This window comes from Paenibacillus sp. USHLN196 (assembly GCF_037144955.1).
Taxonomy (GTDB): Bacteria; Bacillota; Bacilli; order Paenibacillales; family Paenibacillaceae; genus Paenibacillus; species Paenibacillus xylanexedens_C.
Map to the genome: position 1 here is coordinate 61,395 of NZ_JBBCYH010000013.1, position 22,982 is coordinate 84,376.

Genomic DNA, 22,982 nt, shown 5'->3' on the forward strand with positions numbered 1-22,982 from the left:
CTCTTGAGTTGTTGCTAATCTATTCCATGATTCCGTACGGGTCCTTACAATTCGTCGGTGTAGCTCGCCGTAAACGTATCATAAATAATCTCTTCATTCGGATTGTTGCGAAGTTCAATAATAATATCAAAATTATTAAAATCATATTCGGATTCCTGTACAAAAATATCCGGATGTTCAATAACCTTGGTACTAGGCATGGTCATAATATCCTGCAATAAATTGTAATGCCGCTCACTGGAGCGAATGGTACTAACAATACCGTCGATAATGAACACATTGTTTGGGTTCAATTCGTCCTCGGAGAGTTGGCTCCTTATGGTCTGACGAAGAAGTGTGGAGGAAACAAATGTCCATCGCTTCATTGCACATACGCTACCCGCAATAATGGACTCCGTTTTGCCAACACGAGGCATTCCACGCAAACCGATGACCTGATTGCCTTCCCTCTTAAATACTTCACCCAAAAAGTCCACAAGTAACCCAAGTTCATCTCGTGTAAAACGAAATGTCTTGCGATCATCCGAGTCACGGTCAATATATCTGCCATGACGTACGGCCAGAATATCCACCAATTTAGGTTGACGCAAAGCCGATACGGTGATGCTGTTTACTTTGGCAAGCATTTCACCAAGCAAACGAATTTTCTCATCATCATCCGATTCAAGGAGCATGCCTCGGGTTTTGCCTTCCACACCGTTAATGGTCAATATATTCACTTCAAGCATCCCCAGCATAGAGGCAATATCGCCTAGCAAGCCGGGTCTGTTCTTATGTATTTTATATTCCATGTACCATTGTTTAGATTCCATTTCAACACCCCGTAATGCATTATTCCACATTATTCGACAGCAACAGAACGCGTCCACTGGACAACAATCTGAGACATCTTCTAAAAATGGGTCACGTTAATGATATATAAAATGAAAATGAATTACAAGAACAGCTCTGTAATCCGTTTGTAATCATTAGAGAAAAGCCCCCTTGCGGGAGCTCTTCATCTGTAATCTTATGCGTTTTGTTTGGCCAATTTGACCATCAGGGTCGCAATCGTACGACGCTCATCAGCATCGCCGACATCCCATAATTCTTTCAATGCCCGGTTGGAATGGTTCGCCGGATCGACTTTCTCATCGAGGAAATCGCCGATTTCATACGCAAGTTTGTTGATGGTATCTTCACTCATTCCCATCTTCTCTGCTTGCAGTACGCGGTCACCCAAGAACTTCTTCCATGTGTCAAAACTGGAGAGCACTGTTTTTTCTGTTGACATGATAAATCCTCCTTAGCTGTCGCATGAGATTTAAAATCAACCAGTTGTAATATGTGCTTTCGAGACATTTTATATACGAGCATTTTGAAAATAATCCAAAGACGGTTGCTTTTAGGCAATCTTCACCTGTTTCGTCCACAACCAGTCAAGTTTTCTTGCTGTTTTTACGTTAACCAACCGCCATTTGGACTAATAATCTGGCCATTGATATAACCCGATTCAGGGAGCGCCAGAAAATAAACCAGTGATGAGATTTCATCAGGTTGGGCAAGTCTACCTGCCGGAATTTCCTCTTCCAGCATTTTCAGTTCACTCTGATCCAGATGATTCAACATGGAGGTCTGAACTGCGCCGGGTGCCACAGCATTTACGGTTACTCCGGATGGCGCGAGTTCTTTCGCGAGCGCTTTGGTGAATGCATTCACCCCGCCCTTGGTTGTGGAATACAGCACCTCACAAGAGGCGCCTGACAATCCCCAAATCGACGACACATTAATAATTCGGCCATACCTTTGGGAGATCATGTGAGGCATCATTTCCTGTGTACACATAAATGTACCTTTCAAGTTAATGGCCATCACTTCGTCCCAGATCTCCTCTGTAACATCAGACAACATTCCATAGTGCGAGATCCCTGCGTTGTTCACAAGGATATCTGGCATGAGATTGTGTGACTCCAGCTTCTCACGCATACGCTCAATCTGTTCACGGCTGCGAAGATCCGCAGACACGGTCATGATCTTGCCACTGCCCTGTTCCATGCATCGTCTGGCCGCTTCATTCGCTGCTTCATGCGATTTCATATAGTGTATAACGACATTCATTCCCACTCTGGCGAAACGTTCTGCGATAGCTGCTCCAATGCCACCGCTTGCTCCAGTAACCAGTACAGTCATTTCCCCAATTGCCTTCAATTGTCCTGTTCCCCTCTCCATATCAAGGACTCACGACTAGCGATACAGCCAGTTGATCCCAGCGAATATGCTCTCTCAGTCTGAGATTCACATCTTCCAGTGTAATCAATTCATAGAGCGGGAGCATATTGAAGAAATCACCGCCACGGAATTGCTGACGTGTGAATTCATGTGCAATGTTCTCCGGAGAATTGAGCATGCGCAAATATCCACCTATTTTCTTTTTACGTGCACGCTCAAAGTCCGTGGATTCAAATCCTTTTTCCACAATAGCATCCACTTCTTCACGAATACGTGCGAGGAGTTGATCCGGGTCTTTCGTATCACCACCGATAGCCGAGAAGGCATATTGCGGCGAACTGTTATACTCATGTCCAAAGCTATCGGAGATCAGGTCCTCGTCATAAAGCTTCTGAAATAACCGTGTGCTTGAACCGAACAGAAGATCCATCATTAACTGTGTTGTCGTATCTCTTCGCAACAATTGTTCTCCGGTAAGTCCAACGTCCGTCTCTTTGAATCCAAACAGACATTTGGGCAGTGAAACAGCCAGTTTCGATTCCCGTCTGGCTTCTCCTACCTGCTCAGGCTCCTGTTCGAAGAAGCATTGAATACTTCCCTGTGGCTTATAATCCTTCTGTTTCTGGTTCGAACGAACCATATCAATGACTTCCTGTGGATCTACACCACCCACCACGAACAAGAGCATATTACTCGGGTGATAGAAGGAGTTATAGCACTCATATAACATCTCTTTCGTAATCGTACGGATGGACTCCACCGTTCCTGCAATATCGATATGCACCGGATGTTTCTGATACATGGCTTCGATTAATCCAAAATAAACACGCCAATCCGGATTATCAGCATACATGTCAATTTCCTGTCCGATGATGCCTTTTTCCTTTTCCACATTTTGATCCGTGAAGTAAGGATTTTGCACAAAATCGACTAATGTTTGTATATTTTCATTCACATGTTCAGTCGCTGAAAACAGATAAACCGTCTGATCAAAGCTCGTAAACGCGTTAGCTGAAGCACCATGAGATGCAAACGTGGCAAAAATATCGCCCGTTGGTTCTTCAAACATTTTATGCTCCAGGAAATGGGCAATCCCATCCGGGACCTTCACTTCTTCCTGCCCTTCAACCTGAAAATGATTATCCACTGACCCATACTTGGTTGCAAACGTAGCATACGTTTTCTGGAATCCCGGTTTAGGCAAAATATAGACATGCAGTCCGTTATCCATCACTTCGTAATATAGTGTTTCCTGCAGATGCTCATACCGAATGCTCTCCACCGATTATTCCTCCTTCTCGTCCCGCAAGAAATAAATCGTATCCAGACGGAATTGTTCTGCCGCCTCACGAACATCTTCCTTGCTGATATGTTCTACTTGAGCCAACAGTTCTTCAGCCGTTCTCTCTTTGCCAGACAACTGCCGATTGAAGTCATAAGCGATCATCTCAAAGGCAGAATCCTGCATTTCCTTAAGCAGGTTACGAATCATCGCTTTGGTTTGGGACATTTCGAGATCACTGATTGTTCCACTTTTCATTTCTTCCAGCTGTTGCTTGATGATGGTTACGGCCTTTTCATAGTTGGGGATTTCAATCCCGGATTGAATCGTCGCAATGCCTTTATGTCCGTCATAGCGCGAAGACGCGTAATACGCCAGGCTTTCTTTTTCACGAACATTCACAAATAGCTTGGAATGCGGATATCCGCCGAGAATCCCGTTGTACATTAATGCCGCTGCATATTGAGGATCTCCATAGGTAATCGATGTGCGTAGTCCCATATTGAGTTTTCCCTGACTCACGTTAAGTCGCTCAACAACGGTTTCCACTTCTTTATCTCCTCGTACTGCTGCCTGTGTCTTGTAATCGGAGGAGGATGTTCGATCTACGTTGAAATGACGCTGAACGAGGTTCTCAACCTCCTCCAATGTCGTGTCACCCACCACATACAGATCCATACTCGCCTGTTGCAGCCACTCCTGATAAGATGCAGTCAGTGTGTCAGGTTCAATCCCAGGCAGATCCTTTCGCTCACCCAGTGGATGAAGACGGTATGGTTCGTTCTTGCACATTTCCTCGATACTGCGTTCAGCGGCATAGCGCATTTTATCATTCACGATGGACTCCAGTTTTTTGCGAACCGTCTCTCGCTCTGCTTGTACATAAGACGTCCTGAAATGTCCATTTTCCTGTGCAGGTCGGGTAAGAACCTCTCCAAGGAAGGCAAATGAACGATCCAGTAGCTGCTCATCTCCACCAACAAAAGAATCATTAATGGTATCCATCCGGAACTGTACAATCTGGTAATCTCCGCGCTTATAGACGTCGAAACCAAAGCCCGCTCCATACAAATGCTCCAATTGCTCACGGAATTGCGTTGTTTCGGGATATGACTCCGTGCCACGCCGCAGAACAAAAGGTGTCAGTGCTACTTTGGTTACCGTATCTTCCCGCAAAGGAACTCCTGCATATAGCGATATCGCGAACGTTTTGAAACGTTTGGTCGGTAGCACATGTATACGAAACTCTCTCTTGCTGCCTCGTTCGAATCCTGATGTATTCAAATGTCAAAACCCCTTTACGGCGTCATTTATCGTGCACTGTGTTGAAGCTTAAACGTAACAACCATTTTAACCCAATCAAAAGGCAAGAAGCAACCGAAGTCACGCCTTCTGGTTGCTTCCAACATCATCACATACAAAAAATATGCTGCCCGATTGTTTTCACCTGTGGACGGGTCCAAATCCATTTCGATGTTGCTGTCTTCGGATTAAAATAATAGAGGCATCCACCGGATGGATCCCAACCATTCAATGCCTGTTCAACTGCCTTTTTGGCTTGTGCGTTCGGTTCCAGATAGATCTGTCCGTCTGCTACAGCCGTAAATGCACCTGGCTGAAAGATTACGCCAGAAGGCGTATTTGGAAAACTTGGTGAATTTACGCGATTCAGAATTACTGCTGCTACTGCGACTTGACCTTCAAACGGTTCCCCCCGAGCCTCACCATATACTGCGTTAGCCATAATTTTGAGTTCATTCTCCGAGAGACCGAGTGCATTGGCAGAACCCATATTATCTTGCTCTTTGTCTGCTGTGTTGTTGCTGCCGTCTCCCCCACCCCCACCTGCGGAATCCTTGTGCAATGGTGGTTCTGTTGGCGACCATTTGGTTGAAGCGTTATACAGCTTTAGCTTGGTTTCAGCACCAACCACACCGTCTGCTTTCATCCCAAACTCGGATTGAAACCATTTGACGGATTTCAACGTGCTGCTGCCAAAATTACTGTCGATTTTACCATTGTAAAATCCCAGGTACTTCAGACGACCCTGAAGCTCATATACATCCTGACCGTAACTACCATATTTCACTGTATTGCTGCTAAACGTAGGCAAGGCCTTTTCTTCTACCTGCGGTGTACGCTCGGCGGAACTTTCAGTTGCTGCATTCCCAGGAAGCAAATAACGAATTCCCAATGCGGATATCAGCAAAATAGCAGTGAAAAGCCAAAGATTCATTTTTCGCATCGATTGTGCTCTACCTTTCTCTTGTGGGATTAACAGAATCGCTAAGGTTATTATGACAAGCCTGCTTGCTTCCTATGCACCAAAACATCCGATCTTTGGAGTAGATGGCAAAACTTCAGTTCGGTGGGCAAGCAAAAAGCCCTCAACCAATAAGGTTGAGGGCTAAACGATCCATTGTATCTAGACCAAACTACGAGCTTATTTTATTTTGTTGATACTGTTCAAGTGACACCAGCACTTCCCGTGGTTTACTACCCTCGTAAGGACCAATTACACCCCGGGCTTCCATGGAGTCAATTAATCGCGCTGCCCGGGTATAACCCACCCGCATACGGCGTTGTAGCAGGGATACTGAAGCTTGTTTTGCCTCCAATATAATCTGTACAGCCTGCTCATATAACTCATCCTGTACTTCGTCTGCTGCCTGCACGGAGTCATCCACCTCAGGTACAATGGACTCATCATACTGCGCTTCACCTTGACCACGTACATAATTAACAATATTCTCGACTTCTTCATCGCTCATGAAGGCACCCTGTACACGCACCGGTTTTGATGCACCCATTGGCATGAACAGCATGTCTCCACGGCCCAACAGCTTCTCAGCCCCACCCATATCCAGAATCGTCCGGGAATCCACTTGAGAGGATACCCCGAAGGCAATTCGAGATGGAATGTTGGCCTTAATTACCCCGGTAATAACGTCAACAGATGGACGTTGTGTTGCAATAATCAGATGGATTCCGGCTGCACGAGCCATCTGGGCCAGTCGCGCAATGGCATCTTCCACATCTCCGGCTGCAACCATCATGAGATCTGCTAGCTCATCCACGATGACAACGATATAAGGAAGCACCGCTGCAGGATTATCTTTCATCAGATTATTATAACCTTCAACGTTCCGTGTGCCTGATTTGGAGAACAGTTCATATCTTTTCTCCATCTCGACTACGATCTTTTTGAGAGCAAGTGACGCTCGTTTAGGATCTGTTACTACCGGTGCCATCAGATGGGGAATTCCGTTATATACGTTTAACTCAACCATCTTGGGATCGACCATCAGAAACTTCACTTCATCTGGCTTCGCTTTGTACAATATGCTGGTAATAATTCCGTTAATACATACCGACTTACCGGAACCTGTAGCACCCGCAACCAGCAAATGGGGCATACGAGCCAAGTTACCAATGATCGTCTGTCCGGAGATATCACGGCCGAATGCAATGGTCACTTTAGATTCGGCATCCTGGAACGTTGCCGTCTCCATCACTTCACGCATTGTTACAACGGATACCTCGCCATTAGGCACTTCAATACCAATAGCGGACTTTCCGGGAATCGGTGCTTCCATCCGGATATCCTTTGCCGCAAGGGCCAACGCGATATCATCAGTCAGACTGACAATCCTGCTGACCTTGACACCAATATCGGGTTGAATTTCGTACCTGGTAACGGCAGGGCCCCGAACCACTTCAAGCACTTTGGCGCGAACACCAAAGCTCTCCAGTGTGGCTTCCAGCTTGCGTGCTGTCTGCATATAATCCTTCTGGTCACCCGCCTTGCCACCATTGTTCGGCTTAGCAAGGAGACGGAATGACGGCAGCTTGTACGGCTTCGGTGGTGGAGGCGGTGGTTTGATTGGTTGTGCGTCCTGTCCCTCAGGAACTGGACTATCTGTCCCAAGCGTTGCATCGCTTGGGACTACTTCTCCACTCTGAATGTTATCCACAGCATTCGGCACATTCGTGCCCGCATCGGATGCAGACCACTCCGTCTCAACCAGTTCATCCGTTATTTTAATAGCACGCTCGCCCTCTTGAGCTGAGTTGGAATCAGTGAGATCATCCGGAAACGGATATGCATCGTCCAGATCATCTTCGATACTCGCATCTTCCGCTCTGACATGCTCGAAGAAGTCTCGAATGATCGGTGCAGAGTTAGGTTTAGCTTGTACAGGAACAGGCGGTGAGGCAATGTGGTTCGCTACGTCTCCTGTTTCTTCTTGCCATGCTTCCGAATCGTGATTCTGAACGGCCCGGTAAACAATCTGTTCCGCGTCCTCTGAATCCACCTGATTCAGTTCACGTTCTGACTTCGCACGTTCGCGATCAGCTCCCCATTTTCCAAACAGTTGGAAAAATATTGGTGCTTTTCGTTTTGGCAGATGCTGTTCCTCTAATTCATCCTCATATTCGTCTTCATCATCTTCAACAGGAACAGGTACCACTTTACGAGCATTCCCTTTCTTCCTGCCATCAACGGCTGAAGCAGAACGTGCAGTTGGCCTGGACTCCAGCTTCTTGTACATGGTACTCCCCGCATCCCATATCTTGGTTCTGAATATTCGAATCAGATCCACATAAGAAAGACTCGTAATCAGCATAAAGCTGATTACAAACATTACGATCATGATGAGTCTTGCCCCAAGGCTGCCGAATAGCCACAAGAACAGAGCAAATTGCCCCGCTCCAATATAACCACCGCTGATATCCTTGTTAAGCATGGAGTCCCTCTCACCTGGCGTAGCAGGAGTTAGCAACTCGGTTTGCATATCATTATGTACCTGTGTAATAACAGCACCAGGCTCAAGCGCACCAACCGGAATGAGCTTCTGGTGCATCGCAGAGACGGTGCTCATCAAGGTTAAGGCAAAAACCAGCAGTACCAGTCCTGTCTTGCGTGTGGTCCAACCACTAGGCCATTTCCGATGAATCATCACCATAAGGCCATAATATATACCGACAAGTGGAATCGCAAAATAAAACTTACCAAGCATCAGTCCGAACATCTTGGAAAGCGAACGTCCAACGGTGGCTTCACCCGATAATGCAATCACAGCAAGGGTTATAAGCACAATCCCGTATATCTCATATTTTAAAACGCCACTAAAACCAGCGCCCTTTTTTTTCCTCTTTTTTCTTCTGGCCAAAATCAGGTCACCCCCAGAAGAATATTATACCATACAAATATAATCCGTACATATGTTCTTTTTCTGCTCAATTTGTCTGAATTCGTCGTGTTATGCTGAACCCGAGTTACCGGAAAGCGGGATGGTTGAACCCGGCATATTGGCAGGATTGAGATAGGCTTCAAGTGGACAATCCAGCAATCGTACAATAACAGCTTCATTATCATTCACTGGTCTCACCTGCATTAATAATCCATTCATCTTGATCTCTCTCGTATCTTCACTCTCTTTCCACATACCTGACCATAGTTGTTCAGGGGGCATCACGGTGTATAGTGTCATTGGGTATAACCTCCCGCTTGCAGGGTCTGTCTGTTGTCGCCTATGAGCTGATTTAACTGCGCAATTGCCTGACCAATGCCGCCAACTGCATCCATTAGTCCATATTTCACTGCATCTGCGCTTCCTACAGCTGTACCAATATCCCGGTTCAACTCACCGGTCTTAAACATCAGTTCCTTGAACATCTCTTCAGATATATTTGAATGTGAAGTGACGAAACGAACAACCCGTTCCTGCATTTTCTCCATGTACTCAAATGTCTGAGGTACACCAATGACAAGACCGTTCATACGAATGGGATGGATCGTCATCGTGGCACTTCCAGCAATGAGAGAATACGTTGAAGCTACAGCGATCGGAACTCCAATGCTATGCCCGCCTCCAATGACCACAGTAACCGTAGGTTTGCTCAGAGAAGCAATCATCTCTGCAATAGCCAGACCCGCCTCTACATCTCCACCTACCGTGTTCAGAATGATCAGAATACCTTCAATACGCTGATTCTGCTCTGCAGCGACAAGCTGTGGAATAATATGCTCGTACTTTGTTGTTTTATTTTGTGGTGGCAAAATTAAATGCCCTTCCACCTGTCCAATAATGGTCATACAGAAGATGTTCGATTCGCCTGCTGGCGACTGTGTCTGCCCAAATTGCTGAATAGCCTCCGTCACGGGAGAGATGTCCTTCTCCTCCCTGATCGGCATTTCCGGTGCTTCAACCTCCGGCTGATTGGATTTTGACGCCTGCTTGTCATTCATACGTTCATTCATTTCATTAATCCCCTTCTCCAGAAACATTTAATGTATTTCCTTAGTATGGGGAATTTTCCAACCGCCTTATACCCGCAACCTTAAATTGCTTCACATTGTGGCGATCTCCTTGAAAAACGCAAAAAAGCCCCTTCTCTACGAGGAACCGTCCAATATTACTCGTAGAGAAGGGGCGACTGTGTGCCTGAATATATGTTTTTTGTTTAGCCTATTTTAAACTTCCATAATGATTGGCAAAATCATCGGTCTGCGACGAGTTTGCTCATACAGGAAGCGTCCCAGTGCATCTTTGACATTCGTTTTGAGTGAAGCCCACTCGTTAACGTTCTCACTCATCAACTTCTGCAATGTGCTGCTTACGATCCGGTTAGCCTCATCCAGTAGGCCTTCCGATTCGCGTACATACACAAATCCGCGGGAGATGATGTCAGGACCGGAAACAATTTTTCCATCCTGTTTGCTCAGTGTTACTACGACAACAAGAATACCATCTTGTGACAACAATTTGCGATCACGAAGTACAATGTTACCTACGTCACCTACACCCAAGCCGTCGATCAACACGTTACCTGCAGTAACTTTACCTGCTCTACGAGCTGCTCCACCTTGAATTTCAATCACTTCACCAATATCCGTGATGAAAATATTTTCCGGCTCAACACCCACAGATTCAGCAAGAACTGCGTGACGGCGCTGCATACGGAATTCACCGTGAATTGGCAAGAAGAATTTCGGTTTCATCAGGTTGAGCATCAGTTTCAGCTCTTCCTGGCTACCGTGACCAGATACGTGAACGCCACTGTTAGCACCGCTGTAATGCACGTTAGCACCCAGACGGAACAGTTCATCAATCGTACGGCCTACATATTTTTCATTACCTGGAACTGGTGTTGCTGCGATAATTACGGTGTCGCCTGGCAGGATGTCCACTTTACGGTGCGTGGAACGAGCCATGCGTGTCAATGCTGACATTGGCTCGCCTTGGCTTCCTGTACAGAGAATCACGACACGATCAGCAGCCATCTTGCCTACTTCTTCAGGTTCAATGATCATGCCATCCGGAATCTCAAGGTAACCCAGCTCAGAAGCAATACCGACCACATTAACCATGCTGCGTCCGATAACTGCAACTTTACGTCCAGTTACTTCTGCTGCGTTGATCACCTGTTGGATACGGTGTACGTTGGAAGCAAATGTTGCTACAACAACGCGTTGGCTTGCTTTACGGAAAATATCTTCCAGAACGATACCCACATTTTTCTCCGATGGTGTGAATCCAGGTTTCTCAGCGTTCGTACTATCGGACAAAAGCGCAAGCACGCCATTGGTTCCGATCTGCGCCATACGCTGAAGATCTGCATATTGACCATTGACTGGAGTGTGGTCAAATTTGAAGTCACCTGTATGAACTACTGCACCTTCCGGTGTTTCGACACATACACCAACGGAATCCGGAATACTATGGTTAGTAGCGAAGAACGATGCTTTCAGAACAGATCCAAGTTGGATCTCGGAATCAGCATCAATCAGAATACGTTTTGTTTCACCCAGCAAGTTCGCTTCTTTCAACTTGTTTTCTACAAGTCCAAGCGTAAGTCTTGTTCCGTATACAGGAACATTCAGATGTTTGAGAACATATGGCAGACCACCAATGTGATCCTCATGTCCGTGAGTAAGGATAATTCCTCTTACTTTATCACGGTTCTCAGTTAGGTAAGAAATGTCAGGAATGACAATATCAATACCAAGCATATCTTCTTCAGGGAATTTAAGACCAGCATCTACGACTACAATGTCGTTAGCGTATTGGATGACGTACATGTTTTTACCAATCTCGCCTACGCCGCCCAAAGCAAAAATCATCAGTTTATCGTTATTATTTTTCTTAGACAAATGAATCTAAACCTCCTATGGTAGTTGGACGTCGTACCTTATTATTTATTGTAAGTTAAGAAAAGTAGTCCATACATTACATGCCCACCTATCGGGATGAATGCAAAAGAACACCTTTATTCACGATATCTGGAAGAAGTTCTTCGAAGTTATTCCCTTATACCAACAAGTTGGATTGAAATGCCCTCTTAGCCGTTCCTTCCTTTTTCACCGCAAAGCCACACCACGAAACGATGTCGCTTTCAATTTCAAAAAAATACCGCACCCAGTCACTTGACATCATTATACATGATTAAAAACAAAAAAAACAAGTCACTCTCTCGTTAACCTGTAGGTTTCCCCTTAGCAATGAAAAAGAAACCTCACATTACGCATCAAAAAAAGAACCGCAACCTCGACTAAGAGGAGCGGTTCTTTTGCTGATCTGATGGATATCCCATAATTAATAAAATAGTTCCATATGCAACTACTGATTACAAATTAAGCAGACCTTTGATATATACCTGCTCCTCTTCCGTTGGAGGAATAAGAGGCAAACGTACAGACCCGACATTCAAACCACGCAATGTCAGCGCATATTTCACCGCTACGGGGTTCGGTAATGGTTGTGGACACTCAAACAGACCTTTGAATACCGGAAACAGCTGCTGATGAATCTGAGCAGCTTGAAGGGGCGCCCCACCGTAGAAGGCATCAATCATTTTCTTCATCTCTGCACCTACGACATGACTCGCTACACTGACGATCCCATGAGCACCAACCGAGATCGCTGGTAAGCCTGAAGCATCATCACCGGAATAAACTCTGAAATGCTCCGGAGCACTTGCTGCGATTAACGTCACCTGCTCCATAGACGCACATTCCTTCGTAGCGACAATGTTAGGAATCTGTGCAAGACGAAGCGTTGTTGCAGCTGACAGGCTGGTTACTGTGCGCCCTGGCACGTTGTAAAGCATAATAGGCAGCTTGGTAGAGCCCGCAATCGCTTCAAAATGTTTGAACAAACCTTCCTGGCTCGGTTTGTTGTAATACGGAACAACCAGTAATATGCCATCCACTCCGGCACGTTCAGCTTCCTGTGTTAAATGGATGGAATGTGCTGTGTTGTTGCTTCCCGTACCGGCTATAATTTTGCACCGACCGGCCGCATGTTTCACTGCAAATTCGAATAATTGAACTTTCTCAGTATCACTAAGTGTTGGAGACTCCCCTGTTGTTCCAGAAACGACGAGCGTCTCCGACTTTTGATCTACAATCAGATAGTCGATGAGACGTGCCGTTTCTTCCCAATGAATCTCTCCTTGTTCATTGAACGGAGTGACCATTGCTGTAATCAATCTTCCAAAGTCCAATTCGATTCCTCCTTCAAAACAGGTTTGGCTCCTCTAACTTCAGTTACTTACAAATGAAGTTCGAACGAGGCGTGAAGTGCCCTCAGGGCCTGAACCATATCTTCTTTTTTTACGAGTACCCAGATTGTTGTATTCGAATCCGCTGATTGCAGGATCTGAATGTCTGCCAGTGTTAAGGACTCCACAATACGAGCCATGATTCCAGGTACACCATTAATGCCTCCGCCTATGACGGAAACTTTGGCACAACCGGACAAGCTTTGTGGCTTAAGACCAATCTCCTGCAATACATGTATGGCTTTCTCAGAATCACTGTCAAAAACCGTATAGACAACTCCCGAGGGGGTAACATTAATAAAATCAACGCTGATCGAATTCTCAGCCATGGTTTTGAACACTTTCAGTTGCAATCGATCTGCACCACCAGGCACATCCACCGTAATTTGCGTTACATTGCTTACATAGGCGATACCTGTTACATAACGGTCAACAATGCCTGTCTGCACATCCTGGAATCCTTCCGGATGCGTGACCAGCGTTCCTTCCGTATCCGCAAAAGTAGATCTTACCCGCACTGGAATCTGTGATTGCATGGCAATCTCAACCGCACGTGGATGGATTACCTTGGCACCGTGGTGGGCCATGTTACAGATCTCTGCATAACTCACAACAGTCAGTGGGCGCGCATCCTCAACAATCCGTGGATCAGCAGTGAGTATCCCGTTTACATCCGTGTAGATATCTACCATTTCGGCACGTAATGCTGCACCAAGAGCTGTTGCCGACGTATCACTTCCCCCACGACCCAATGTCGTGAAGTCTCCATTCTCCGTCTGGCCTTGGAATCCGGTTACAATAACGACGCGTCCAAGCTGAAGCTGCTCCAACACACGAACAGGACGGACATCCAATATTCGGGCATTCCCGAAATTGTCGTCCGTCACAAAACCCGCTTGTGCACCGGTCAGCACTGTAGTTGGAATGCCTTCATGTTCGAGCAAACTGCTCAACGTTGTTGCAGATATGATTTCACCACAGCACAGCAGTAAATCCTTTTCGCGTGCGGATAGTGCGTTTCCGTTCTGAGCAGCCCAGTCCAGCAACGTATCAGTCGCATATGGCTCGCCGCGGCGCCCCATCGCAGACACCACGATGACCAGACTCAATCCTGCCTCAAGTTCACGTTTAACGTGACGGAGCACATGCTCTCTCGCCTGAACAGTGGAGAGAGACGTGCCTCCGAATTTCTGTACCATGATACGCATCTTTATTCCTCCATTTGTGTACGCAAGAAGACTGGACACGGGTCAAATCAACAAATGGATCACCCTAGGGAGCGTTCTGATGCGATAATTTCAGCAATTTATACGGCATTCCATGCCGCTCCTTGTTATTTTGTAATTGTCTGGGACAATCGCAAATCAAAGGTCGCGGTTGTTATCGAGATCATGACGCATTCATTCACACTAGACCTCTCCCGCTTGCTTAACCTTGATACCGGCAAGCAGGAATGCCCTTATAGGCAGGAACGTGGACACAAGTAGCTGATCAAGCCAGCATATCGTCCCCCATGATTTTCTTTGTCTCTCAAACCCCTTATTCATTTCTCCAAGCGCATAAACGTTGTCACCCTGTCATTGTTCCATCAAGCCTGTAAAGAACGCTGCACAATCATCGGCTGTAGCTGTTTGCCCTCAAGCGCACTCCAGCAAGCCTCTGGAATCAATTCCATTTTGGCGACTAACGAGTTTGGTTTTTTCACTGGATCGTCTTGCCCAAATGGCACAAAATACAAATATTTGGCCACGAGCAGTTTGGCTATATTCGCAGCATTCAAGCCCAGACCGTCATTCGTGGAAATAGCGAGCACAAGCGGACGCTGATTACGCATCTGTGCTTTGGCTGCCATTAGCACTGGACTGTCGGTCATCGCATTAGCCAGTTTGCTTGTTGTATTGCCTGTGCAGGGAGCAATGACCAGCACATCAAGCAGTTTGGAAGGCCCTAATGGCTCCGCTTCAACAATTGTAGAAATGATATCATTACCTGTTATATCTTTCAACTGTTTTTGCCAATTTTGCGCCGTGCCGAAGCGTGTATCCGTCGTCAGAACCGAATTCGAAATAATCGGAATGACATTGGCACCTTCAGCCACGAAGCGGCTAATTACCGGCATAACCTCTTCAAACGTACAATGAGAACCCGTAATTGCATAACCTACCGTTTTTCCCTGCCAGTTCATGATTTAACCTCCCGTGCGTTCTGTTCTTCCAAAAGCAAACGGATCAACGCGTCGGCAATAATGCCGCCAGCCGTTTTGGGAGCAACAATGCCGGGGAGGCCAGGTGCAAGTAGCGCTTTGATACCGCGTTTGTCGGCATACCTGAAATCACAGCCGCCAGGAGCGGATGCGAGGTCAATAATGACAGCCTTTTGCGGCATTCTGGACAGGATTTGTGCTGTGATTATCATAGTCGGTATCGTATTAAAAAGCAAGTCAACTTCCCCGGTTTGAGCGGCCAAATCCGTTGTCATGAAAGGCTTCCAGCCCATTATTGTAGCGCGGGCAACATCCTCTTTCCGCCTGATTCCTACCCGTACATTTGCTCCAAGTCCCTGCAGTGTTTTGGCCATAGTGAACCCTGTTCGACCGATACCAAGCACGATGCATTCCGAACCATGGATTGTGAAGTCCGTCTCCCGAATAGCTATGGCGATGGCTCCCTCAGCCGTTGGAATAGAGTTGTAAAGTGCAATATCATCACGATCAAGTACTTCGACAAGTCGCAACCCGTTATCTAGACAAAGTTCACGCAAGAATGGTTTTGCCATACCCGTGAACACAATGCAATGCTCCGGCAATGCTGCGACATGTTCCTTTTTCAAATAGATCGGTGTGTCACTGAACGAAGTACTTACTTTCCCCTGATCATCACAACCGACGACAGGTAGCACCAGTACATCTGCCGAAGCAAACACTTCGTCCTCCAGTTCCTGGTGTTCGATACCTGGAATGGAACGCTCCAGTTTGTCGAAACCCACCACACTTACCGTTGCATCCAGCTCAGCGCACTTTTGAATGACTTCAAGCTGCCGCGCATCTCCGCCCAGGACTACAATCCGGACTCCGGTCAGCATCGGGACGTCACTCCTTTCACCACATGTATGCCTTATCGTATGCAGAGGCCCACAGGGGGGTGAAAACAATAATGCATTCGACTACCGCATCTTGAACGTAAAAAAGAGCCGCCCCTGTCAGGGACGACTCCAAAGAATGGGAGCACTCACGCTATTTATTTCCCGGTATGACCAAATCCGCCTTCGCCACGTACCGTTTCCGAAAGTTCATCTACTTCCGTCAATTCAACTGTAGGTACAGTCTGGAAGACGATCTGTGCGATACGCTCTCCTCTTACAATCGTGAACGGTTCCTGACCCAGATTAATCAACAGCACTTTAACTTCTCCGCGATAATCCGCATCGATGGTACCCGGTGTGTTGAGGCAGGTAATTCCATGTTTGAAAGCCAGTCCGCTCCTAGGACGGATCTGTGCTTCTAAGCCAGCAGGCATTGCCATCGCAAGCCCCGTTGGAATCAATGTACGCTGTCCCGGTTGCAGAACAACCTCTTCCTGCAGTGCAGCTACTACATCAAAACCGGATGCCAGTTCCGACATTTTTTGTGGCAATTTAATATCTTCATTGCCCGGCAGTTTCTGTATTTGAACGTAATGCAACAAAATCATCCCTTCTCAATCCAGCGATCGTCTTATCTGAAGCACCAACCATGGCAAGTGCAAACGGCTCGGCGAACATCAGATCGAGTACCGCGTTAATATCATCCATTGTAACTTGCTCAATTTTAGTGATCATCTCATCCAGCGTATGGTGTCTGCCCAGCATCAGCTCATTTTTGCCCAGACGATTCATGCGACTGCCTGTGCTTTCCAAGCTAAGAATCAGACTGCCCTTCAGTTGCTCTTTTCCTTTACGAAGTTCATCTTCGGACAAGCCGTTTACAGCCAGGTCACGCAAAACCTCTTTGGTTAGATCGAGCACTTCTTTTGTCTGTTTCGGTGCTGTACCCGCGTATATTGTGAAAAGCCCACTGTCCGCATGAGAGCTATGATAGGAATACACGGAGTACGCAAGACCCCGTTTCTCACGAATTTCCTGGAACAATCTGGAGCTCATGCCTCCACCAATAGCGTTATTCAGAACAACCATAGCGAATTGCAGTGGATCTCCGATTTTACAACCCGGGAACGAGATACAGATATGGTTCTGTTCCGTTTTCTTTTTGTGGAAAAGCTGTCCGCTCTGGAATGCCGGCATCGTGACTGCTTCCGTTACTCCATTTACATCAAAAGCACCAAAATGTTTCTCCATCAGATCGATTACACTATCATCAATATTACCCGCGATACTAATGACCGTGTTCTCAATTGTGTAGTGCTCCTTCATATATGCACGCAGATGGCTGGAATCCATCGCTTTAAGACGTTCTTCCGTACCCAGAATAGGGTAAGCTAGCGGGTGCTCACCATATGCGGCCAAGGCCATCAGATCATGAACCATATCATCCGGCGTATCTTCATACATTGAGATTTCTTCCAGAATGACGTTTTTCTCCTTGATCAACTCACCATCATCCATTTTGGAGCGGAAAAACATATCAGACAACACATCAACCGCAATCGGCAAATGTTCATCCAATACTTTAGCGTAATAACATGTGTATTCTTTGGAAGTGAACGCGTTCACATTACCACCAATAGCATCAAATTGCTCCGCAATCGCCTTGGCATCATAACGATCTGTTCCTTTGAACAACATGTGTTCAATAAAATGTGATACTCCGTTACTTGCAGGTTGCTCATTGCGCGAACCTGTCTTGACCCATATTCCGAAAGACACAGAACGGCAGGTCGGTATCTGTTCCATGACAACTCTGAGGCCATTGCCCAGCTGAATTTTTTTCATGGTTGGCCCTCCTACATCTCTATAATTGCCTTGATCTCAATTAAAATTGAAATCGACATTTGGTTCCAACTTTTTGATATTAACAAAAAAAACACGTTCACTCAACCGCAGACGTATTTACACGTTCCGAAGACAACGTCTCACTTACTGTTCCGAGCACCAGACCTTTGGCCCGTATGGATTGAATCATGCCCTTTAAAGCTCCCGAAGAAGCAGCTGTAGGGTGCATTAGAATTAACGTGCCTGCCTCGGTATTTTTTGCAATTTTAGCAACAACGGCATCCGGGCTTGGCTTACGCCAATCCACAGTATCTACTGTCCATAACACGGTTTGCAGTCCCATGGATGAAGCAATGTCAACGGTCTTCTGATTAAAGTCACCGGAAGGCGGAGCAAACCAACGATTCTCTACACCCAGTGTTTTATGGAGCAGATCCTGGGTTTTGCTAATTTCCAGCTTGGCCCGTTCTGCGCTCAATCGACTCATATTAGGGTGAGAATACGCATGATTGGATAACTCATGCCCACGCTTCTGAATCTCCTTGGCTAGCTCAACGTTTTTGCTTAACCAGCTTCCATCCAGAAAAAAAGTGGCCTTCACTTTCTCGGCATCAAGCGTAGCCAGCATCGGTATAATATATTCGTTCCCCCAGGCCACATTAATCATAAAAGAAACCATCGGCTTGCTCGCATTCCCCCGATAGATCGGATGTGCGCCCAAATCCTTAAGCTGAATCTCCGGCTGAATCTGACGATAGACATACGCTATCTTAGTATTCAACGTTCCACTCAATGCCTTACGGTATGTCGCTTCCACATCAATCTCCATGCCATTATAGCCAGGAATGGCTTTCCATACCCGATCCACTCTGGCATTCACCGGAGCAATTCTCGTTTCGGCCGCTTTATCCCGAATTGCCGACAACAGGGCATCTTCTCCGGTCGCTTCTTTGAACATATCAAAAGCATTCTGCGTACCTGGCCCATCACGGATTTCCGTAATGTATGTACGTACACTGCCAACTTGTCCGATCAATATGACCGCAGTCACACCCGCCAGAACAGCCGCCAGTTTTTTGGATTGGTTTCCCACAGCTCCATCCTCCCGCCGTCTTTGTCCCCATCATATGAGGACAAGGGCAAGAATATGATTACAAAGCCATGGTTTATCCTTACTTAACATATTTATGCGTTAAAAAAAGAGCCAGAAAATTCACATTCTGTCTCTTCATTCAATCTATCCATTTATAGCCTGCCGCTTCGGTATCCTAAGATTGAGCCGGAGCTTCAGCCGTCAAAACTGCTTTACGGGACAAGTTGATTCGACCTTGTGGGTCAATTTCCGTTACTTTCACCGTAATGGAATCTCCAATGGCTACAACATCTTCAACTTTGGCAACACGTTCAGTTGATAGTTGTGAGATGTGTACCAGACCTTCTTTATTTGGAAGCACTTCTACGAATGCACCGAATTTCTCAACGCGTTTTACTTTACCGACATAGATCTCGCCGACCAATACTTCGCGCACAATACCTTCGATAATCGCTTTGGCTTTATCATTCATCTCCTGGTTGGAAGAAGCAATAAAGACACGTCCATCCTGTTCAATATCAATTTTAACACCGGTTTCTTCGATGATTTTATTGATAATTTTACCACCTGCACCGATAACATCACGGATTTTGTCCGGATTGATATGCATAGTCGTAATTTTAGGCGCATATTGTGATAACTGCTCACGTGGAGTATTCATCACTTCAGTCATTTTGCTCAAGATGTGCAAACGACCTTCTTTGGCTTGAGCCAATGCTTCAGACAAAATTTGACGATCGATCCCATCAATTTTGATGTCCATTTGGATTGCAGTTACACCTTCAGGTGTTCCGGCTACTTTGAAGTCCATGTCACCCAAGTGATCTTCCATACCTTGAATATCACTCAGAATGGATACATGATCTCCATCTTTAATCAGACCCATAGCTACACCCGCAACTGGAGCTTTGATTGGTACACCTGCATCCATCATAGCTAGTGTGCTGGCACAGATACTTGCCTGGGAAGTTGAACCGTTGGATTCCAGAACTTCGGATACCAGACGAATCGTGTATGGGAAGTCTGTTTCGGAAGGGATTACTTTGGAAAGCGCACGCTCACCCAGAGCACCATGTCCGATTTCGCGACGGCCTGGAGCACGCAATGGACGAGCTTCACCTACGCTGAATGGTGGGAAGTTATAGTGATGCATGAAACGTTTCGTTTCTTCAAGGCTGATTCCGTCCAAAATCTGAACATCGCCCAATGCACCAAGTGTACAGATACTAAGTGCTTGTGTTTGACCACGTGTGAACAAACCTGAACCATGCGTACGTGGCAGCAGGGAAGTATCACATTCGATTGGACGAATCTCAGCAAGTCCACGTCCATCCGGACGAACTTTGTCATGTGTGATCAGACGACGCACTTCTTCTTTAACGATATCGTGCAGGACTTCCTTCACGTCTTTGAGCAATTCAGGACTTTCAATATATTTCTCTTCAAAGTGAGCAACGGTTTCGTCATTCACTAGATCGATTGCATCTTGACGAGCATGCTTCTCAGCAATTTTAACCGCTTCAACCAGACGAGCGCTTGCAAAATCACGTACACTGCTGTTGACTTCAGCATTAACGGCATGCAACTTAACAGCCATTTTTTCTTTGCCGGCAACTTGTACGAGTTGTTCGATTACCGCAACAATGTTTTTGATCTCGTCATGTCCGAACATGATTGCTTCAAGCATTACTTCTTCCGGTAATTCGTTAGCTTCAGCCTCAACCATCATGATGGCATCTTTAGTTCCTGCAACCACCAACTCAAGTTCACTGACTTCAAGCTGTGCAATCGTTGGATTAATGATGAACTCACCATTAATACGTCCAACTTTCACGCCACCAATAGGTCCGCTGAATGGAACATCCGAGATGCTCAGTGCAGCTGATGTACCGATCATTGCAGCGATTTGCGGTTCACAGTCTTGATCCACACTCATAACGATATTCAGAACTTGTACATCATTCCGGAAGCCTTCCGGGAACAATGGACGAATTGGACGGTCTGTCAGACGGCTTGAAAGAATGGCTTTCTCACTCGGTCTGCCTTCACGTTTAATAAATCCACCCGGAATTTTACCTACGGCGTACAATCTTTCTTCATAGTTCACCGTTAATGGGAAAAAGTCCAAATCTTTCGGCTCACTTGATGCTGTCACGGTACACAATACAACGGTATCCCCGTATGTTACCTTAACGGCAGCATTAGCCTGCTTGGCCAAACGCCCGGTTTCAAACGTAAGCTTTCTTCCGCCAAGCTGCATTTCAACACGCTGTTCCATGAAATTCCTCCTTTTATTCGTCCTAACTCAATGGATTCTGCATATTCACAGTATTTCCTGCTTGTCCTGCATTCATTAGCTATGTAAGATCTTAAAACATGCTAATCTGCACAACAAAAGCTCCTCACGGAGCCCCATCTACAAATATATGGCAACATGTTCATCTACAAAACAACCCGGCTGTAAGTTCCGCTTGTCCTTTTAGACAAAAGAATGACGGATAACAGCCAGGTTGGTTTTGAAAACATGTACGATAATTAACGACGCAATCCGAGTTTTTCGATCAGTGCGCTGTAACGTTTAACATCTTTGTTTTTCACGTAAGCCAAAAGCTTACGACGTTGACCTACCATTTTCAAAAGTCCACGACGTGAGTGGTGGTCTTTCTTATGCGTACGCAAGTGGTCTGTCAAACTTCTGATGTTTTCCGTAAGGATAGCAACTTGCACCTCTGGAGATCCTGTATCGGACTCGTGAGTTTTGTGCTCGTCGATCAGTTGTTGTTTACGTTCTTGAGTCAATGCCATCCTGTTCACCTCCTTCAATATAATCGCCATTAGCCTCGTCACCGCCGGTGAGAGCAAGTAACCAAGCCAAGGTTATTGTTGTCCTAAACGACAACGTAGTACAGTATATCATAATTGCCCAGTCAAAGTAAATGTAAACATGCATTGATTCCTGAACCTTAAGATAACAGGCGACCAGCAGTTAATGCATCTTCCCGAATCTGACTAATCAATGCATCAATGGAGTCAAACTTTCGTTCTGCGCGGATATAGTGAACAAGCTCAACTTTTAATTCCTGATCATACAATTGTCCATCAAAATCCAGCAAGTGCACTTCAAACGTAGGTTTCATGCCACTTTCGTGAAACGTAGGTTTCACACCGAGATTCATCACACCATGCAGTTCCTGTTCGCCATACTGTACCCGAACAGCGTAAACACCCTTTGACGGTGTGACGTAATGATCCGTGAGTTCAAGGTTCGCTGTTGGAAATCCAATGGTTCGTCCACGCTTCTCCCCGTGAATGACAGTTCCTCTGATGCTATAAGGTCGACCAAGCCACTGACTGGCCTCATCCATCTCCCCGCGCTTCAACAGACCACGAATGAGAGAACTGCTCACTTTTTGACCATTTAACAGAAAGGCAGGAACGGTCTCCACCGTCATTTGTCCTTCTCCCAATGTACGAAGAAGCTGTTCATCCCCTGCTCCCTTGTGACCAAAACGGAAGTCAAAACCGACCACGGCTGTTCGTGTCTGAAGAGGGATCAACAGATCATGAACGAACTGTTGAGGTGTCAGCTGTGAGAATTCTTCATTGAATTCCACCACATAGAGCACATCAACGCCCATTCCTGCTAAGATGTCTTTTTTATCTCTCAAGGGAGTTAAACTACCCTCGTAATCCCCTTTGCGCATAACTTCCTTCGGATGTGGATGAAAGGTCATGACCGCTGCCTGCATGCCCGTTTCGCGCGCAATGCGGACAGCTGACAAAATGACACTTGCATGTCCGAGATGCAGTCCGTCGAATTGACCGATCGCGAGCACTTGGGGAAGTGGGCTCAGCTCAGTCGAATGTAACGTCTGCGGATAGGTTAGCATTACGGTTTTCACAATC

General features: G+C 46.2%; 20 protein-coding genes. All 20 read right to left on the reverse strand.

What is annotated here, in order from left to right; genetic code table 11:
* Positions 1-44: 44 nt before the first annotated feature.
* The 20 genes from WFI24_RS26000 to WFI24_RS26095 all read right to left on the reverse strand — a co-directional run bounded on the left by WFI24_RS26000 (position 45) and on the right by WFI24_RS26095 (position 22,978).
* Positions 45-812, reverse strand: coding sequence for a DUF3388 domain-containing protein (locus WFI24_RS26000; RefSeq protein ID WP_145318788.1), 768 nt, complete (start codon positions 810-812; stop codon positions 45-47).
* 197 nt (positions 813-1,009) lie between these two features.
* Positions 1,010-1,273, reverse strand: coding sequence for a DUF3243 domain-containing protein (locus WFI24_RS26005; protein WP_145318791.1), 264 nt, complete (start codon positions 1,271-1,273; stop codon positions 1,010-1,012).
* A 164-nt stretch (positions 1,274-1,437) separates the two neighbouring features.
* Positions 1,438-2,208, reverse strand: a complete 771-nt coding sequence (ymfI, locus tag WFI24_RS26010) for an elongation factor P 5-aminopentanone reductase (protein WP_026081137.1) — start codon at positions 2,206-2,208, stop codon at positions 1,438-1,440.
* Position 2,209: 1 nt separating this feature from the next.
* Positions 2,210-3,490, reverse strand: a complete 1,281-nt coding sequence (gene yfmH / locus WFI24_RS26015; RefSeq protein ID WP_336764904.1) for an EF-P 5-aminopentanol modification-associated protein YfmH — start codon at positions 3,488-3,490, stop codon at positions 2,210-2,212.
* A 3-nt stretch (positions 3,491-3,493) separates the two neighbouring features.
* Positions 3,494-4,774 (reverse strand): EF-P 5-aminopentanol modification-associated protein YfmF, encoded by a 1,281-nt coding sequence (yfmF, locus tag WFI24_RS26020; protein ID WP_253433892.1) that lies wholly within the window; start codon positions 4,772-4,774, stop codon positions 3,494-3,496.
* A 127-nt stretch (positions 4,775-4,901) separates the two neighbouring features.
* Complete coding sequence (gene sleB / locus WFI24_RS26025) at positions 4,902-5,735, reverse strand: spore cortex-lytic enzyme (protein WP_336764905.1); 834 nt, start codon at positions 5,733-5,735, stop codon at positions 4,902-4,904.
* Positions 5,736-5,925: 190 nt separating this feature from the next.
* Positions 5,926-8,664, reverse strand: a complete 2,739-nt coding sequence (locus WFI24_RS26030) for an FtsK/SpoIIIE family DNA translocase (protein WP_336764906.1) — start codon at positions 8,662-8,664, stop codon at positions 5,926-5,928.
* Positions 8,665-8,754: 90 nt separating this feature from the next.
* Positions 8,755-8,985, reverse strand: a complete 231-nt coding sequence (locus WFI24_RS26035; protein WP_336764907.1) for a YlzJ-like family protein — start codon at positions 8,983-8,985, stop codon at positions 8,755-8,757.
* Positions 8,982-9,689 carry a ClpP family protease gene (locus WFI24_RS26040; protein ID WP_145321357.1) on the reverse strand — a complete coding sequence of 236 codons (708 nt, stop codon included), beginning with the start codon at positions 9,687-9,689 and terminating at the stop codon, positions 8,982-8,984. The genes WFI24_RS26035 and WFI24_RS26040 overlap by 4 nt, the downstream gene beginning before the upstream one ends.
* A 279-nt stretch (positions 9,690-9,968) precedes the next feature.
* Complete coding sequence (locus tag WFI24_RS26045) at positions 9,969-11,648, reverse strand: ribonuclease J (protein WP_076208870.1); 1,680 nt, start codon at positions 11,646-11,648, stop codon at positions 9,969-9,971.
* A 473-nt stretch (positions 11,649-12,121) separates the two neighbouring features.
* A complete protein-coding gene (dapA, locus tag WFI24_RS26050) occupies positions 12,122-13,000 on the reverse strand; it encodes a 4-hydroxy-tetrahydrodipicolinate synthase (RefSeq protein WP_336764908.1) in 879 nt (292 codons plus the stop codon).
* 47 nt (positions 13,001-13,047) lie between these two features.
* Entirely contained in the window at positions 13,048-14,265 is a 1,218-nt protein-coding gene (gene dapG / locus WFI24_RS26055; RefSeq protein ID WP_062833837.1) for an aspartate kinase, read from the reverse strand.
* Between the two features lie 380 nt (positions 14,266-14,645).
* Positions 14,646-15,242 carry a dipicolinate synthase subunit B gene (locus WFI24_RS26060; RefSeq protein ID WP_336764909.1) on the reverse strand — a complete coding sequence of 199 codons (597 nt, stop codon included), beginning with the start codon at positions 15,240-15,242 and terminating at the stop codon, positions 14,646-14,648.
* Complete coding sequence (dpsA, locus tag WFI24_RS26065) at positions 15,239-16,138, reverse strand: dipicolinate synthase subunit DpsA (protein ID WP_145318818.1); 900 nt, start codon at positions 16,136-16,138, stop codon at positions 15,239-15,241. Before dpsA ends, WFI24_RS26060 begins: the two co-directional genes overlap by 4 nt.
* A 155-nt stretch (positions 16,139-16,293) precedes the next feature.
* Entirely contained in the window at positions 16,294-16,740 is a 447-nt protein-coding gene (gene dut, locus WFI24_RS26070; RefSeq protein WP_186327706.1) for a dUTP diphosphatase, read from the reverse strand.
* Positions 16,700-17,983: a M16 family metallopeptidase gene (locus WFI24_RS26075; protein WP_062833834.1), complete on the reverse strand. Its 1,284-nt coding sequence runs from the start codon at positions 17,981-17,983 to the stop codon at positions 16,700-16,702. Before WFI24_RS26075 ends, dut begins: the two co-directional genes overlap by 41 nt.
* 97 nt (positions 17,984-18,080) lie before the next feature.
* Positions 18,081-19,076: a polysaccharide deacetylase family protein gene (locus tag WFI24_RS26080; RefSeq protein WP_336764910.1), complete on the reverse strand. Its 996-nt coding sequence runs from the start codon at positions 19,074-19,076 to the stop codon at positions 18,081-18,083.
* 175 nt (positions 19,077-19,251) lie between these two features.
* On the reverse strand, positions 19,252-21,354 hold the full coding sequence (pnp, locus tag WFI24_RS26085) for a polyribonucleotide nucleotidyltransferase (RefSeq protein WP_307537653.1): 2,103 nt from the start codon (positions 21,352-21,354) through the stop codon (positions 19,252-19,254).
* Between the two features lie 257 nt (positions 21,355-21,611).
* On the reverse strand, positions 21,612-21,881 hold the full coding sequence (rpsO, locus tag WFI24_RS26090) for a 30S ribosomal protein S15 (RefSeq protein ID WP_056700672.1): 270 nt from the start codon (positions 21,879-21,881) through the stop codon (positions 21,612-21,614).
* A gap of 158 nt (positions 21,882-22,039) precedes the next feature.
* On the reverse strand, positions 22,040-22,978 hold the full coding sequence (locus WFI24_RS26095; protein WP_442956268.1) for a bifunctional riboflavin kinase/FAD synthetase: 939 nt from the start codon (positions 22,976-22,978) through the stop codon (positions 22,040-22,042).
* Between the last annotated feature and the right edge of the window lie 4 nt (positions 22,979-22,982).